The 16147-nt window shown below is 63.0% G+C and carries 13 protein-coding genes; 11 read left to right on the top strand and 2 right to left on the bottom strand.

Going from position 1 to position 16147, the window contains the following annotated elements; translation table 11 throughout:
• Window positions 1-89 precede the first annotated feature (89 nt).
• Both CKW39_RS10340 and CKW39_RS10335 read left to right on the top strand, forming a co-directional pair.
• Window positions 90-1565, top strand: coding sequence for an MFS transporter (locus tag CKW39_RS10340; RefSeq protein ID WP_095798034.1), 1476 nt, complete (start codon window positions 90-92; stop codon window positions 1563-1565).
• A 255-nt stretch (window positions 1566-1820) separates the two neighbouring features.
• On the top strand, window positions 1821-3338 hold the full coding sequence (locus CKW39_RS10335) for an exo-alpha-sialidase (protein ID WP_095798109.1): 1518 nt from the start codon (window positions 1821-1823) through the stop codon (window positions 3336-3338).
• Window positions 3339-3341: 3 nt separating this feature from the next.
• Here the strand turns inward: CKW39_RS10335 and CKW39_RS10330 are convergent, their stop codons facing one another.
• Window positions 3342-4013, bottom strand: a complete 672-nt coding sequence (locus tag CKW39_RS10330) for a FadR/GntR family transcriptional regulator (protein ID WP_095798033.1) — start codon at window positions 4011-4013, stop codon at window positions 3342-3344.
• A 224-nt stretch (window positions 4014-4237) separates the two neighbouring features.
• Entirely contained in the window at window positions 4238-5212 is a 975-nt protein-coding gene (locus CKW39_RS10325) for a sugar-binding transcriptional regulator (protein WP_095798032.1), read from the bottom strand.
• A 175-nt stretch (window positions 5213-5387) separates the two neighbouring features.
• On the opposite strand from CKW39_RS10325, the gene CKW39_RS10320 reads away from it, so the two are divergent.
• The 9 genes from CKW39_RS10320 (at window position 5388) to mltG (ending at window position 16135) form a co-directional block, all read left to right on the top strand.
• Entirely contained in the window at window positions 5388-7115 is a 1728-nt protein-coding gene (locus CKW39_RS10320; protein ID WP_371514717.1) for a glycerol-3-phosphate dehydrogenase/oxidase, read from the top strand.
• Window positions 7116-7280: 165 nt separating this feature from the next.
• Window positions 7281-8015, top strand: a complete 735-nt coding sequence (locus tag CKW39_RS10315) for an MIP/aquaporin family protein (RefSeq protein ID WP_095798107.1) — start codon at window positions 7281-7283, stop codon at window positions 8013-8015.
• A gap of 41 nt (window positions 8016-8056) precedes the next feature.
• Entirely contained in the window at window positions 8057-9619 is a 1563-nt protein-coding gene (gene glpK / locus CKW39_RS10310) for a glycerol kinase GlpK (protein WP_095798031.1), read from the top strand.
• A gap of 222 nt (window positions 9620-9841) precedes the next feature.
• A complete protein-coding gene (gene rpsD / locus CKW39_RS10305; RefSeq protein ID WP_095798030.1) occupies window positions 9842-10477 on the top strand; it encodes a 30S ribosomal protein S4 in 636 nt (211 codons plus the stop codon).
• Window positions 10478-10678: 201 nt separating this feature from the next.
• A complete protein-coding gene (locus CKW39_RS10300) occupies window positions 10679-11194 on the top strand; it encodes a DUF948 domain-containing protein (RefSeq protein WP_095798029.1) in 516 nt (171 codons plus the stop codon).
• Between the two features lie 65 nt (window positions 11195-11259).
• Entirely contained in the window at window positions 11260-11652 is a 393-nt protein-coding gene (locus CKW39_RS10295; RefSeq protein ID WP_095798028.1) for a hypothetical protein, read from the top strand.
• Window positions 11652-14339, top strand: a complete 2688-nt coding sequence (gene alaS / locus CKW39_RS10290; RefSeq protein ID WP_095798027.1) for an alanine--tRNA ligase — start codon at window positions 11652-11654, stop codon at window positions 14337-14339. The genes CKW39_RS10295 and alaS overlap by 1 nt, the downstream gene beginning before the upstream one ends.
• Window positions 14336-14827, top strand: coding sequence for a Holliday junction resolvase RuvX (ruvX, locus tag CKW39_RS10285; RefSeq protein ID WP_095798026.1), 492 nt, complete (start codon window positions 14336-14338; stop codon window positions 14825-14827). The genes alaS and ruvX overlap by 4 nt, the downstream gene beginning before the upstream one ends.
• A gap of 81 nt (window positions 14828-14908) precedes the next feature.
• Window positions 14909-16135: an endolytic transglycosylase MltG gene (gene mltG, locus CKW39_RS10280; protein WP_254049367.1), complete on the top strand. Its 1227-nt coding sequence runs from the start codon at window positions 14909-14911 to the stop codon at window positions 16133-16135.
• The last annotated feature ends 12 nt before the right edge of the window (window positions 16136-16147 follow it).

Raw genomic sequence — 16147 nt, 5'->3', positions numbered from 1 at the left:
GTTAGTCAACCTCGTGTACCGTCTCGATGCTGAGGACATCAGACGTCCTATTTCCTGTCCGCCGCCCCAACAGATCACTGGAGGTCCAGATGACGGCGCAGCCGAAGACAACGACGCAGGTGCCGTGGTGGCGGCAACTCGACAGAACCAAGTGGAAGGCATTCTTTGCCGCGTGGCTCGGAGTGGTGCTGGACGGTTACGACTACGTCCTGATTTCCTTCGCCCTGGCAGAGATCATTCGAACCTTCGACCTGACCCTTGTGCAGGGCGCATCACTCGTGTCCGCCGCCTTCATTTCTCGCTGGATCGGTGGCTTGATGTTGGGCGCCTTCGGGGATCGGTTCGGACGGAGGCCGGCCATGATCGTATCGATGGGGCTCTTCGCGGTCGCGTCCGTGGCCATGGCCTTCGCCCCGAGCTACGCTTTGTTCTTCCTCTTCCGTCTCATTGTCGGTTTCGCCATGGCAGGGGAGTACTCGACATCGGCCACCTATGTGATCGAGTCATGGCCCAAGCACATGCGCAACAAGGCCTCCGGCTTCCTGCTGTCCGGTTTTGCCTTCGGTGTGATCCTGGCCGCTCAGGTGGACAAGTACTTGACTCCGGCCGTCGAGGCCTGGCATCCGGGGTGGGGCTGGCGAGCCTTGTTCCTCACGGGCATTGCTCCGATCTTCGTGGCCTTGTACATGCGCAGAAATCTGCCGGAAGCGGATGAATGGGAACAAGCGAAACGAGAACGGACACGCGACCGGGAGCCGGATGCGTTCCACGTCTTGTTTTCGGGCAAGCGCCGGATCCTGAACATCTTGGGCGCGGTGGTCGCGTCCGTGGCGCTGATGTTCATTTTTGCCACGGACCTGGTGCCGGGGTGGGCGATTGCTGTTCTTGCCGTGATGCTGGCTGCGATCTTCATTATTTTCATTGCCCAGTTCGACCCCAAGCGATGGATTATCGGCGTCGCGATCATGGTGACGATCTTCGCGTCGTTCATGTACACCTGGCCGATTCAGGGACTGCTCCCGACCTACCTCGAGGGTGTGGGTTACGACCCCGGAGCTGTCAATAACATTGTGACTTTCGCGGGTCTGGGCAACGCCATCGGGTACATCGTTGCGGGATTCGCGGGCGATGCGATTGGTATGCGGCGCTGGTACGTCATCAGTTTGTTCATTTCGCAGACCCTCGTTTTCCCGCTGTTCATTCAGGGCAGTGAATTCGTGATCTTCGTCTCGGCTCTTCTCTTCTTCAACCAGATGTTCGGTCAGGGAGTCTCCGGTCTACTCCCCAAGTGGGTCGCGAGCTATTTCCCGGTGGAAAGACGCGCTGCCGGGTTGGGATTCTGTTACAACGTCGGTGCGCTCGGTGGTGCGGTAGGTCCATTCCTCGGGGCAAATTTGGCCAATACCTACGGGCTGGGAATGGCGTTGGCGGTTCTGTCCGTCGGATTTGCCCTCATCGTGATCTTGTCCATCGGCTTGAACGTGCCTCGTCGACTTCAGAGCCTGGTGAATCGCGACGCGGTCCGCCCCGAAGACGGCAATGACGAAATAGTCGATCAGGCCTGAGCAGACCATCTTGTCGGGGAGAATCACGTGGCCGGTGGTCCGGTCTGATTCTCGACCTTCGCAACGGACGAGGCACACATCATGAACAATAGAATTGAACGCCGAACTTTTCTCGGATCATTGGGCGCCCTGGCGAGTTTGGGCCTGGTCGGAGGGGATCGACTGTTGAGCCCCGCGGTCGCGGTCCCGAGTTCCCACGCCATGGCTGTCCTACACCGTGGCATCGTGGATTCCCGTTTCTTCCGCATCCCGTTCTTGCTGGCAACCCAGTCCGGCGGGCTCATCGTCGGAGCTGATGCCAACCGGTCAACCACAGGGGATTCGGCCGACAACATAGATGCAGTGATCCGCGTCAAATCCCGGGCCAGCGAGGGGAATTTAGCGGAAGGGTGGTCAATCCCTCACATTCTTGCTCCCATCGACATGAAGGACTTCGCGTCGAATTCGGAGTATGCGCAAGAAAGTGCCTCGGTCATCGACGGGGCGATCGTTCAGGACCGGAGCACCGGACGCATCCTGCTGTTAATGGACCTGTTCGCCTGGAATGGCGGGGTGTTCGAACATCTCAACGTTCTTGCGGACAGGAGTGTCCGCGGTGGGCGCACTCGGTCCTTTCCGCTGGGCGACGGTTTTGCCAACGTCTCGGGTAGACCAATGCTCCTGCTGTCGACGCAGAATGTCACCGGTGATGCCGACGGCAAGACCGGAAACATCAACCTGAACACCGACCGCTCCAAGTTCGCAGTGGTTGCCGATCTGGATGGTCCGCGAGATGCCGACGGTCGGGTGAGGGTCTTCAATCTTGTGGGAAAGCCACGGCCGTATGGTGAAGCGGGCGTTGACGATTCGAATTTGAGTCTTGGTGAGCCCACTGGGTTCACCCTGGACAATGATTTCGTGGTGCATCGCCACGGCCAAGCGTTGACCGTGCCCCAAGTGGGGACATCCGTTGCCGTTCCGATGAGGGTTTTTTACAAGAAGTCGGTTCTGCAGGTCTATAACACCAGTCATATTGCGCAGGTCTTTTCGGATGATGACGGACAGACCTGGCAGATGGGGCGACTGGTCACGCACGAATTCCGTTCACCCGACTCGCGCTACAGCCTGCTGGCACCCGGTCGATGTATCCAGATTGAGCAGGGCGCGCATGCGGGCCGACTGGTGGTACCGACCTACACGCAGATGGCGACCGGGATCGAGGCCGTTGCGGTGGTGAGCGACGACGGCGGCGCGAGGTGGACACGAGGCGAACCCGTTCCAAGCGACGTCGCCATGCACGAGACGGCGATCATCGAGGCAGCACCGGGTGTTCTGCGGAGTTTCCACCGACATGCGGCGAGCACCGGAGGAAAAGTGCTCAGCGCCGAGAGTCCGGATGGTGGAATGACGTGGTCGAAACCCCAGTCTGCCTTCGGTGATCTGGGTGCGGGCGTCTCATGCCAGGTTTCCGCGTTGTCCTTGCGGCAACGTCTCGTCTCCAAGGAGACCGGAGAGCGACTGCCGGCCATTGTGGTCATTACCCCCATAGACCGAGCGCGCAAGAATGGAGTGGCCCATCTGGGAGTAGTGCACACGGCCGCCGGTGGAGACCCACGAACACGGGTTGAATGGATCAGCCGCGTGGAAATCACCGATCCCACGACACTCTTTGCCTACTCGTCCGTGGATCAGCTGCAGGACGGACGTCTTCTGGTGCTCTTCGAATCGTCTAGGACACAATCGTGGGCCGATGGTCTGCAGGCCATGTACTTGCAGGAGATCCCCCTGCCCTGACGGCTAGGAATCGTGTTCGGCCAATGCCCGCTGGAGAGGCCGGTAATGCTCTCGGACCGCCTCCCGGTAGGCATTGGCGTCGGCCGCCTTGAGCGCGTCGAGCATGGCCTGGTGCGCGCGCACCGTGTCCAGAATGTCTCGAGCGGGTCGGATCCCTAGTTCGGGCAAGGCTGCGGTGTGCACCTCCCAGAAAGCCAGGACCAACTGATGAATCAACTCGTTGCCCAACGGAGTCAGCAGGGCCGAGTGGAATGCTGAATCGTCCTCCGCGAAGGACTCTCCCGCGTGGGCGCGCCGTTCCATGCGCTGAACAATGGCTTCAAGCTCGGTGTGATCCACCGTGCGGTGAGCCTTGATCAAATCATCAGTGATGAACAGATCCAGCGCGATGCGCACCTGCACCACTTCCCTTAAGGTGCGCAGGTCGTTGTGGAGGTTCATGCGTGCCCGAAACATCAATCCAGAGATCAAGGGCGCCAGTGACATCTGTCCCACGAACGTACCGTGGCCGTGTCGTACGTCCACGATGTCGAGTGAAGCCAGGACCCGAATGGCTTCGCGGATGGACGAACGGGACACACTGAGGGCCTCGCCCAGTTCGACTTCCGTCGGCATGGGATCGCCCGGGCGGAGTCCTTGCGAAATGATCAGTTCTTGGACCTGATCGGCAACCACCGGACGAGTTTCGCTCCTTGAGGCTTGGCTCACCGTTCTCCCCCGATCGGATACCGCCACACCTGCGGACTCAACCCCTGACGATCCGAGAAAACCGTTTCCGCATGTAATGGCTCATTAAGATGTCTGATGTTGAACTCTAGATGAGCCCGTTCACCTCAAGCAAACACACCGTGAAGTCGCGGTTCCATGACGTCGCCAACATTGGTGCCTCCCGTGATACATCAGACGTTGGCGGACGGCCCGGGCGGTTCCAGATGGTCGAAAACCTCTTTGGCCGTGAGGTCGTCGATGACCAGATCGGTCACCGCACCGGAGCGAAGGGCTCCCAGGATCCCTCGCACCTTGTGTCGGCCCGAGACCACGCACATGCGGCGCGGAATCCGGGCGAGGTCCGACGGCGTGGGTCCTGAGGCGCGGCGGTTCACGTCGATATCCGCATAGCTCCCGTCCTCGCGGATGAACACTGTGCAGATGTCACCGACTACACGGTTCTCGTTGAGGCTGCGCAGGGCCGCCTGGGTGAAGTGGCCTTCCGTGTACACCTGGGACAGCACCGGTCCTTGGAACGCACCCACACTGAACACTGCAAGGTCCACGGCGGATCGGACGGCGAGAATCCGCCGAACGGAGGACTCCTTCCACAGCAGCGCCCGGGTCTCCTCCAGATCGAAGAACGCTGGAGTGGGGAACGGATAGAGCTCGGCATTGAAGGCGCGCGCCATGGTGGAGAGCAGGGGAGTCGAGGTTCCAGCGCCCGTGGTCCGCGGGCCCGCGGCCCCGTTGAGTTGCACGACCGTGACGTCTTGGGCATTCGTGGGCCCCAAATGGGCTGCGATCGTGGACGTGGTGGTGCCCCACGCCACTCCGAGGATCGAACCGTCCTCGACCCAATCGACGAGCAGGTTCGCCGCGTACCGCGACACGGCCTCCAGCCGCTGCCCACTGTGGGACGACCGTTGCGTACTCGCAATGTGGGCGGTGACACCGAAAGTCTCGTGGAACCGGCGCGACAGTCGATCCGGAGGATGATCAGGTGGCCTCAGGGAAATTCTGACGATGCCTCGGCTCTTGGCCTCGGACAGCATCCGCGACACCGTGGAGCGGGAGATCCCGAACCGTTCCGCCACCGCACCCATGGTCATGTCCTGAACGAAGTAGAGCTCCGCGACTTGATAGAGGAATGAATCGTCGTGCATGACACTTCCTTCCGGCTGCACGTATGTGCAATTGGGTTGAGCATACGTGCATTGAGGAGGCATGGTGGTGCGCATAACTACGCAATGGGACGTAGATCACATGTCCCGCCGTAGCGTGGGTTTCTAAGAATCCACGCAGCACACCCGTACGCACAGGTTGAATGAGGTAGATCCCGTGAGAACCACAGTCTTGAATCCCGAATCCCGCCAAGCCGCGCTTCGCGAGATGGCCAACGGCCCGGAACTGGACGTCCTGGTGATCGGCGGTGGTGTCACGGGTGCGGGCGTAGCACTGGACGCTGTCACGCGTGGTCTGCGCACCGGGATCGTTGAGGCTCAGGACTGGGCCGGTGGCACGTCCCGGTGGTCGTCCAAGCTGGTTCACGGTGGGTTGCGTTATCTCCAGCAGTTGGACTTTAAGCTCGTCACGGAGGCTCTTCACGAACGCGAGCGGTTGCTCTACACGCTGGCACCCCACCTGGTGAAACCGGTTCCGTTCCTCTACCCGATCCTCCACAGGGTGTGGGAGCGTCCGTACGTGACGGCTGGCATCGGGCTCTACGACACGCTGGCGCACGTCGGCTCCAAGGTCGCCTCCATGCCGTTCCACCGTCACCTCTCCGAGCGCGGTGTTCAGAAAGCGTTCCCCAGCATCAAACCGGGCGCCATGGTCGGCGCGGTCAAGTACTGGGACGGGCGCGTCGATGACGCTCGCCTCGTCTTGACCCTGATCCGTACCGCAGCGGGTTACGGCGCCTTGGCGGCCTCGCGCACCAAGGTCACGGGTTTGCTCAAGAACGACGACGCCGCCGTGGTCGGCGCGCGGGTCACGGACCTCGAGACGGGGGACGTCTTCGAGATCCGGGCGCGTAAGGTCATCGCGGCAACGGGTGTGTGGACCGAGGAGACGCAGGACTTGGCCGACACGGACGGCGGACTCAAGGTCCTGGCGTCCAAGGGCATCCACATTGTCGTACCCCGCGAACGCATCAAGGGCGAGGTGGGTCTGATTCTGCAGACCGAGAAATCAGTGTTGTTCGTGATCCCGTGGGAGCACTACTGGATCATCGGTACCACGGACACGCCTTACGAGCAGGATATTTCCGCACCCGTGGCCACCTCTGCGGATATCGATTACGTCATAGAACACGCGAATGTCGTCCTGGATGAGCCGTTGACCCGCGAGGACGTCATCGGGAGTTTCGCCGGACTGCGCCCACTGCTGCAGCCGGGGGTCAAGGACGGTACGGAGACCGCGTCCACCAAGGTCTCCCGCGAGCACACCGTGGCCGAAGTGGTTCCGGGGCTGATTTCCATTGCCGGCGGAAAACTGACGACCTACCGCATCATGGCGCAGGACGCCGTGGATTTCGCGCTCGGTAAGGAGCGCGCAAAACAACTGCCTTCGGTGACCGAACGGACTTTGTTGCACGGCGCCGACGGCTACGTTCCCCTGACTCGCCAGGTCGAGCAGATCAGCGATCGATACGGATGGACACCGGACATGGTCGAGCACCTGCTCAATCGCTACGGCTCGGCCATTGCCGAGATCGAAGCCATCGTGGATGAACGAGCGGACCTCGCCGAACCGCTCAAGGACGCACCCGATTACGTGCGTGCCGAAATTGTCCAAGCGGCCCGCAACGAAGGCGTGCTGCACCTGAGTGATGCCTTCCAGACCCGCACGCGCATGAGTTACGACCAACCCGATCACGGACTGGCCGTGGTCGACGAGGTCGCCGACCTGCTGGCCGCCGAACTCGGCTGGGACGCCGACCGCAGGGCGCAAGAGGTTCAGGCCTACCGAGAGCTTTCCGCCGCCGAGGACGCCGCCGCCGAAACCACCGACGACACGGCCGCCGCAGCGGCACGGGCCGCGGCGCCGTCGTTGAACACCCTCTGAAGACGGGGCGATACCGCACAACGAGATGGGCAACCAACGTCCCAGAAACCGCATGAACCACCGGTCCACACGGACCACCGAGAGAGAAAACAAGACTGAAGGAGTCATCCAATGACTGCATTGACGGCGCTGCTGCCGATGGAGACAGCAGCGGAAGTGGTGCCCCTGGGCACGGTGTTCTGGTCCGAAGTGCTGGGTACGGCCATGCTGACCCTGCTGGGCGTGGGCGTGGTCGCCAACCACCTGTTGGGAAAGACGAAGGGCAATGCCGGTGGTTGGTTGCTGATCAACTTCGGCTGGGGCCTGGGCGTGTTTGCCGGTGTCTACGTGGCATGGCAGTCCGGCGCCCACCTGAATCCTGCCGTGACTGTGGGCCTCTTGGCCTCCGGTGCGGAAGAGTATGCCCCCGGGGTGGCCGTGACCGTGGCCTCGACCCTGGTGTACTTCGCGGCTGAATTCCTCGGTGGTTTCCTGGGCGCCGTGGTCGCGTGGATCGCCCACAAACAGCACTACGACGAGCCCCTGGAACCCGCCGCGAAACTCGGCACCTTTGCCACCGGGCCGGAAATCCGCTCCTACCCGTGGAACATCGTCACCGAGACGATTGCGACCTTCGTGCTGGTGTTCGTGATCCTCATGTTCGGCGGAACACCGTCCGAACTGGGCCCTTTGGCCGTGGCACTGCTGGTGGTCGGTATCGGCGCCAGCTTGGGCGGACCCACCGGTTACGCGATCAACCCGGCGCGTGACCTCGGTCCCCGTATTGCTCACGCGATCCTCCCGATCCGAGGCAAGGGCGGCAGCGACTGGGGCTACGCTTGGGTCCCCATCGTGGGTCCCATCCTGGGCGCCCTGATCGCCGGTGGCATCTTCCAGATCTACCCGTCCGCCAATTTCTGATCCACGAACTACCCACCACAACGATGTGAGGAGTTACCACCATGACCAAGCGATCCGGCACCACAGCCGCAAACGGTAAGAATTCCAACGAGGCCCAGTACGTGATGGCCATCGACCAGGGGACCACGAGTACCCGGGCCATCATCTTCGACCACTCCGGCAATATCGTCAGCGTCGGGCAGCAGGAGCACAAGCAGATCTTCCCGCGCGCCGGGTGGGTCGAACACGACGCCACAGAGATCTGGCGCAACGTGCGCCGGGTCGTCGCCGATGCCTTGGCGGAGACGGAACTCACCAAGGACGACATTGCCGCGGTGGGTATCACCAACCAGCGTGAAACCACGGTCGTGTGGGACCGCACCACCGGCAAGCCGGTGTACAACGCCATCGTGTGGCAGGACACCCGCACCCAGGCGATCGTCGACGAGTTCGCGAAGAACGGGGGAGTGGACCGCTTCCGCAAGCGCACCGGTCTGCCCCTGGCCAGCTACTTCGCGGGCCCCAAGATCAAGTGGATCCTGGACAACGTGGACGGCGCTCGCAAGAAGGCGGAGGCCGGCGACCTGATGTTCGGCACGACCGACAGCTGGCTCGTGTGGAACATGACCGGCGGTACCAACGGCGGTGTGCACGTCACGGACGTCACCAACGCGTCCCGCACGCTGCTCATGAACATCGAGACCCTCAATTGGAACAAGGACCTGGCAGACGCCATGGACGTTCCGATGTCCATGCTCCCCGAGATCCGTTCCAGCAGTGAGGTCTACGGCAAGGGCCGCTCACGGGGCTTCGTGAGTGGCGTTCCGATCGCCGGCATCCTGGGTGACCAGCAGGCTGCCATGTTCGGTCAGACCTGCTTCAAGCCCGGCATGGGCAAGAACACCTACGGCACGGGCAACTTCTTGCTCATGAACGTGGGCGAGGAGCCGGTGCAGTCCGAGAACGGTCTGATCACCACGGTCTCCTATCAGATCGAGGGTCAGAAGCCCGTCTACGCTCTCGAGGGTTCCATCGCCGTGACCGGTTCGTTGGTGCAATGGGTGCGCGACAATCTGGGCCTCATCAAGGACGCCAAGGAGATCGAGACGCTCGCCAAGGACGTGGAGGACAACGGCGGAGCGTACTTCGTACCGGCGTTTTCCGGACTCTTCGCACCCCACTGGCGCCCGGACGCCCGCGGTGCCCTGGTGGGGCTGACCCGCTACGTGCGCAAGGAACACATTGCCCGCGCCGTGCTGGAGGCCACCGCCTACCAGTCGCGCGAAGTGGTCGAGGCCATGAACAAGGACTCCGGCCAGGACCTCGTGGAACTGCGCGTGGACGGCGGCATGACGGCCAACGAACTACTCATGCAGTTCCAGGCCGATCAGCTGGACGTGCCGGTCATCCGGCCCAAGATCACCGAAACCACCGCCCTGGGTGCGGCATACGCGGCGGGTCTGGCGGTCGGTTTCTGGACCGATCTGGACGAGATCACCGAGAACTGGGCCGAGGACAAGCGGTGGAAGCCCAACGGCAAGACCGAGGACAACGACAAGCTGTTCCGCAACTGGGGCAAGGCTGTGACCAAGTCGTTGGACTGGGTGGACCAGGACGTCGACTGAATCGGCTATAGTTGATCGCTGGCTGGCAAGCTGCGCTCAATCATGACCTCATCACCGTGTCACCCTCACGGCCGAGATCATCTGAGCCAACTGTAGGTATGACGGATTGCGGCTGATCCGCACCTCTCCCGCCGGGACCGATTCCCGCGCGCAGGAGGCCAGAACCACACAGATCGGTTCACGCACCACCGTGCGTGCACCGTCGACCGCATGAAAGGCAACATGGCTAACAACGCATTGCGTGCGCGCCGTCAGGTGCGAAAGTCCCGCGCCCTCGGTATCGCACTGACCCCGAAGGCCGAGAAGTACTTCGAGCGTCGCCCGTACGCTCCCGGTGAGCACGGTCGTGCCCGCCGCAAGTCCGACTCGGACTACAAGGTTCGTCTGACCGAGAAGCAGCGTCTGCGCGCTCAGTACGACATCCGCGAGAAGCAGATGCACCGTGCCTACGTGGAGGCCAAGCGTCAGGACGGCCAGACCGGTGAAAACCTCATCGCTCTGCTCGAGACTCGCTTGGACGCTTTGGTGCTGCGCGCTGGTTTCGCTCGCACCATGGCTCAGGCCCGCCAGGCCGTCGTCCACCGCCACATCATGGTGGACGGCCAGCGCGTGGATCGCCCGTCGTTCCGCGTGCGCCCGGGTCAGATGATCCACGTGGTTCCGCGTTCCGAGAAGATGGTTCCGTTCCAGGTGGCCGCCACCGGCGCACACCAGGACGTCCTGCCCGACACCCCGGGTTACCTGGACGTTGCGATCGACCGTCTGCAGGCAACGCTGACTCGTAAGCCCGAGCGCTCCGAGGTCCCCGTGACCTGTGAAGAGCAGCTCGTGGTCGAGTACTACGCCCGTATGGCGTAATGCTTTTCCCACGCTCTCCCGGTTTCGGGTGAGTGGTGCACACAGCCCGTGGCTTCCGGCCGCGGGCTGTGTGTGTTTTCGGGGGCGGATGAACCGGCAGCCTCCAGCAAGGTTGGGTAAAGTTTCCCTTCGGTCGGCCGTGGCACCGGTTCGTGGCACGGCACATCATCAGCTCAACAGACGAGAGGTACGGATCGCCCTATGGACGGTGGAGATATCGCGGGACTCATTTCCGCGGGCGTGTTTGCGGTGCTCGTGGGATTGTTGGCACTTCCGATCATCAAGCTCGGGCGCGTGTTCGACGAACTGCGCCTGACCATCCGTTCGCTCAACGATGGCACCACACCCTTGATCGACGAGGTCACCCGCACGGTGTCCACCACCAACACCCAGTTGGAAAAGGTGGACGGCATCACCTCCAACGTCTCGGATGCCTCCGCCAATGTGTCGGCGCTGTCCTCGCTCGTGGCGTCCACGGTGGGTCAGCCGCTCATCAAGGTTGCCTCGTTCTCGCACGGTCTGCGTCGCGCCTTCACACCGCAACAGGGTCCCAGCTCGCCGCAGCCGGGGGCCTCGCCTTCCGCGAACCACAGCACCGCCGACGGCGCGGCGGGCTCGACCCGCGCGACGGCGCCCACCGCGGCACCCGCTACGGAACACCCCGCCTCGGAACGCCCCACCTCGGAGGGGCCCGGCACGGTGCGCGACCAGATCTGAGTTTCTTCGGGCCGTGAACGTGCCCGAGCCACGTAATTATCGAGTCGGACCCGAAGGGACACACCATGGGAATGTGGTCCAAACTGGCGCTCATCGCCGCCGGAGCCATCGCGGGGAGCGTAGCCACCCGCGTGGCCAACAACCCGAAGACGCGAGAGGCGATCGCGGGGCAACTGGAGCGGCGTCGTAGTACCGAAGTGCAGCTGCGCTCCGGCTCGGCCGTACAGCGGATGCAGGCCGTGAGCGGCTACCTGCAGGATTTCGCGGCGCGCGTGAAGTCCGGGATGAACGAACGCGAAACGGAATTGCGCGAGCAATTCGGCGTGCGCACCCCGGTCGATCACACCGCCAATCACCCCGGGGCGGGCGGCCCGCACACCGTGGTGGGACCCCAAGACAACGTAGAATCCACCGAGATTATCAATCGCGGTCAATCGTCAGAAGGAAATAACCGGTAATGCTCTCACACGAGATCACCCAACGCTGGCTGAGCTATTTCGAAAGCCAGGGTCACAAAGTCGTGCCGTCCGCCTCTCTGGTGTCCAACCAGCCGGGTGCGATGTTCACCATTGCCGGCATGGTGCCGTTCATCCCGTACTTCCTGGGGCAGGAAACCGCGCCGTTCCCGCGTGCCACCTCGATCCAGAAGTGCATCCGCACCCTGGACATCGAAGAGGTCGGTAAGACCGCGCGCCACGGCACGTTCTTCCAGATGGCCGGCAACTTCTCCTTCGGCGACTACTTCAAGGAGAAGGCCATCCCCATGGCCTGGGAGTTGCTGACCACCCCGCTCGACAAGGGTGGCTTCGGGTTGGATCCCGACCGCCTGTGGGTCACCGTGTACGAGGGCGACCAGGAGTCCTACGACCTGTGGCGCGACACCGTGGGTATCCCCGAGGAGCGGATCCAGCGCATGGGCCGTGACGAGAACTACTGGGACACCGGTCAACCCGGCCCCGCCGGCCCCGACTCCGAGATCTTCTACGACCGCGGCGCCCGCTACGGCAAGGAGGGCGGCCCGGCGGTCGATGACGACCGTTACATCGAGATCTGGAACCTCGTGTTCATGCAGTACCAGCGCGGCGAGGGACAGGGAAAGAACTACGAAATCCTCGGTGACCTGCCCAAGAAGAACATCGACACCGGTTTGGGCGTGGAACGTCTGGCCATGTTGCTGCAGGGCGTGGAGAACTTCTACGAGACCGATCAGGTCCGTCCCGTGCTCGACGCCGCCGCCGAGCTGTCCGGTCGTACCTACCGCGGTACCGAGAACGCGGAGCAGGAGGGCTACGAGGACGACGTGCGCATGCGTGTGGTCGCCGACCACATCCGATCTTCGCTCATGCTCATCGCGGACGGCGTGACCCCTGCCAATGAGGGACGCGGCTACATCCTGCGCCGTCTGCTGCGCCGTGCCGTGCGTTCCATGCGTCTGCTGGGTGTCACCGAACCGTGCCTGCCCGTGCTGCTACCGGCCTCGCGTGACGCCATGAAGGGCGTGTACCCGGTTGTGTCCAATGATTTCGAGCGGATCTCCCGCATTGCGTACGCAGAGGAGAAGGCGTTCCTGAAGACCATCGAGTCCGGCACCGCACGCCTCGAGCACGCCGTGACCCAGGCCAAGTCCGAGAAGCGCGTGGTCAGCGGTGCGGATGCGTTCGCCCTGCACGACACCTTCGGCTTCCCGATCGACCTGACCCTGGAAATGGCCGCTGAGGCCGGCGTCTCCGTGGATGAGAAGGCCTTCCGCGGACTGATGACCGAGCAGCGCGAGCGTGCTCAGGCGGATGCCCGCGCCAAGAAGGGCGCGATGGCGGACCTGTCCGAGCTGCGCCGCCTGCTCGACGACCACGGTTCCGTGTTCACCGGTTACACCGAGCTGGTCACTCAGACCTCGGTGCGCGCCGTGCTGTCCGAGGGCGTGACCGTCCCCGCAGCCAGCGCCGGTGAGCAGGTGGAGATCGTCCTGGAAGAAACTCCGTTCTACGCCGAGGCCGGTGGCCAGGCCGCTGACGTGGGAGTCATCGAGGGCCCTGACTTCTCCCTGGAGGTCCTTGACGTCCAGCAGCCCGTCAAGGGTCTGTCCGTGCACCGTGTCAAGGTCACCTCGGGTGAAGTCACCCAGGGTGCTGCGGTCACCGCACGCGTGAACTCGCGCCGCCGCCACGACGGCGAGGCCGCCCACTCGGGTACCCACGTGGTGCACGCTGCCCTGCACGAGGTGCTCGGCCCGGACGCCGTGCAGCGCGGTTCCTTCAACAAGGAGGGTTACCTGCGCTTTGACTTCTCCCACGGTGCGGCCCTGAGCGCGTCCCAGATGCAGGAGATCGAGCAGATCTCCAACACGGCCATCCGTGACGACTTCGAGGTCGTGACGCAGGAGATGCCCTTGGCCGAGGCCAAGAAGCTGGGTGCCATGTCCCTGTTCGGCGAGAAGTACGGCGAGAACGTGCGCGTGGTCGAGATGAACGGTCCGTGGTCGCGTGAGCTGTGCGGTGGTACCCACGTGGGCTCCACGGCCCAGCTGGGTTCGTTGTCCTTGGTCTCGGAACAGTCCGTGGGCTCGGGTAACCGCCGCGTGGAGGCGCTGGTGGGTCTGAACTCGTTCAACCACCTGGCCGCCGAGCGCACCCTGGTCAATCAGCTCACCGGCATGCTCAAGGTCCAGTCGACCGCCGAGCTGCCCGAGAAGATTTCGGCAACCTTGGACAAACTCAAGGAGACCGAGCGTCAGCTGACAGTGCTGCGTCAGCAGCAGTTGCAGGCTCAGGCCGGTCAGCTCGTCAACGACGCGCAGCGGCTGGGCACGGTCAACGCGGTCCTGCACAACGCCGGTGAGGTCGCGTCCGCGGACGCCCTGCGTTCCCTGGCACTCGATCTGCGCACGCGCCTGGGTTCCGAGCCCGCCGTCGCCGCCGTCACGGGTGTCGCCAACGACCGCCCGCTGATCGTGGTGGCCGCCAACGACGCCGCTCGCGACGCCGGTCTGGCCGCGGGCCAGCTCGTTCGCACCGCCGCCGGGGTGCTCGGCGGCGGTGGCGGTGGCAAGCCGGATGTCGCCCAGGGCGGCGGTTCCGACGCTTCCAAGATCGACGACGCACTCGAGGCCGTGCGCGAGCAGATCCGCTCCGTAGTGGGCGCGTGAGCAACACCTTCGTGAGAGGCGTCCGCATGGGCGTGGACGTGGGATCGGTCAGGGTGGGAATAGCCCTGACCGATCCTGACTGCGTGTTGGCCACGCCGCATCAGACGGTCACCCGGGACAAGAATCGCAAGAAACGCTTCGATGTGAAAATCATCACAAGCATGTGCGAGGAATTCGGAGTGGCCGCGGTGTACGTTGGATTGCCGCGTAGCTTGAACGGTCAGGAGAATCGATCCACTGACATGGCCCGAGAGTACGCGGCAGCCCTGCAGAATCGGTTAAGCTCACGTGAGTGCGAAACAATCGTGCGGCTCGTGGATGAACGCTTGTCCACGGTTGCGGCGCACCAATCGCTTCTGGACGCGGGGGTATCTCGGAAGCACCACATGGACAAGGTTGATCAGATGGCAGCTGTGACGTTCTTGCAGGCGGCCATCGATCAGGGCAAGGCAACGGGAACCGAACCCGGTTTCCCCATCGACAGTTAGATCGCGGATAATGGACGATATTCTTCGGCAGCGCGCCGAAAGTATCCGAAGACCACGGACAACGGCGGACGGAGATCATTCGTGAGCGATCAGCCACGAGATAACAAGGCCAACCGCGGCCCTGAACAGGGTGGCGCAAAAGACTCTGCCACGTCCGGCGGCCTTCTGAGCACTCTGGAAGCCGACGATAAAAGCCGCCGCCCTGGTCTCTCCGGTGCCTTCGAGCACCATGATGTCTCCCCGGAGATGGCGGCCCGCCAGAAGCGCCGTTCGCACGCGTCCCTGGCCACGGCCATTGCGCTGTTCATCGCGGCCCTGTTGATCGTGGTGGCCGTACTCGGTTCCGCTTTCGGCCTGTTCGAACGCAAGGATTACAACGGCGAAGGCGACCAGGACGTCAACTTCACCGTGGGCGACGGTCAATCAACCGGTCAGATCGCCAATTCCCTGGAGTCCGAGGACATCGTGGCGAATGCTGGATACTTCATCGAGACGTTCCAGGAACGCTATCCCGAAGACTTCATCCAGCCCGGTGATTACCAACTCAAGACCCAGATGAGCTCGGACGCGGCCATCGACGTGATGATGGAGCGCGACGAGGCCACGCACTACGCCGCCGTGCCGCAGACTCAGCGCATCGACGACACCTTCCAAACCCTGAGCGAGTCCACGGGCATCGACACGTCCGAGTTCGAAGCGTTCAGGGAAGACACCGATCGCTTTGGTGTTCCGGAAGAATTCCCCACCCTCGAAGGCTGGCTGCACCCCGGTGAGTACCGCTTCCCGTTGGACGCCAGTGCGGAGCAGATCATCCAGGAAATGGTGGACCGCACCAAGGGCACGTTGAACAACAACGAGGTCCCCGAGGATCAGTGGTTCCGCGTGATCACCGTGGCATCGCTCGTGGAGTTCGAGGGTGTACCGGACATTTATCCCGAGGTCGCCGGCGCCATCTACAACCGCATCGACCGTCCGGACGATGAGACCAACGGCTTGATCCAGTCGGATGCGTCCGTGACCTACGGCCTGGGTAAGCGCTCCTACCACGTCTCCGATGAGGAGAAGCGCGACAAGTCCAACCCCTACAACACGTTCGCCCACCCGGGTCTGCCCGTGGGGCCGATCGGTTCACCCGGCGACGAGTCGATCAAGGCCGCCGCCAACCCGGACGAGAACGATTACTACTACTGGGTGACCGTGAACCTCGACACCGGCGAGACCAAGTTCGCCGAGAACTTCGAAGAACACAACCGCAACGTTGACGAGTACCAGCAATGGTGCGCGGACAACGAAGGCCGGTGTAGCTGATTCACGGGGGAG

Source organism: Kocuria sp. WRN011 (assembly GCF_002295155.1).
Classification (GTDB): domain Bacteria; phylum Actinomycetota; class Actinomycetes; order Actinomycetales; family Micrococcaceae; genus Kocuria; species Kocuria carniphila.
This window is presented reverse-complemented; position numbering and strand designations above follow the sequence as displayed.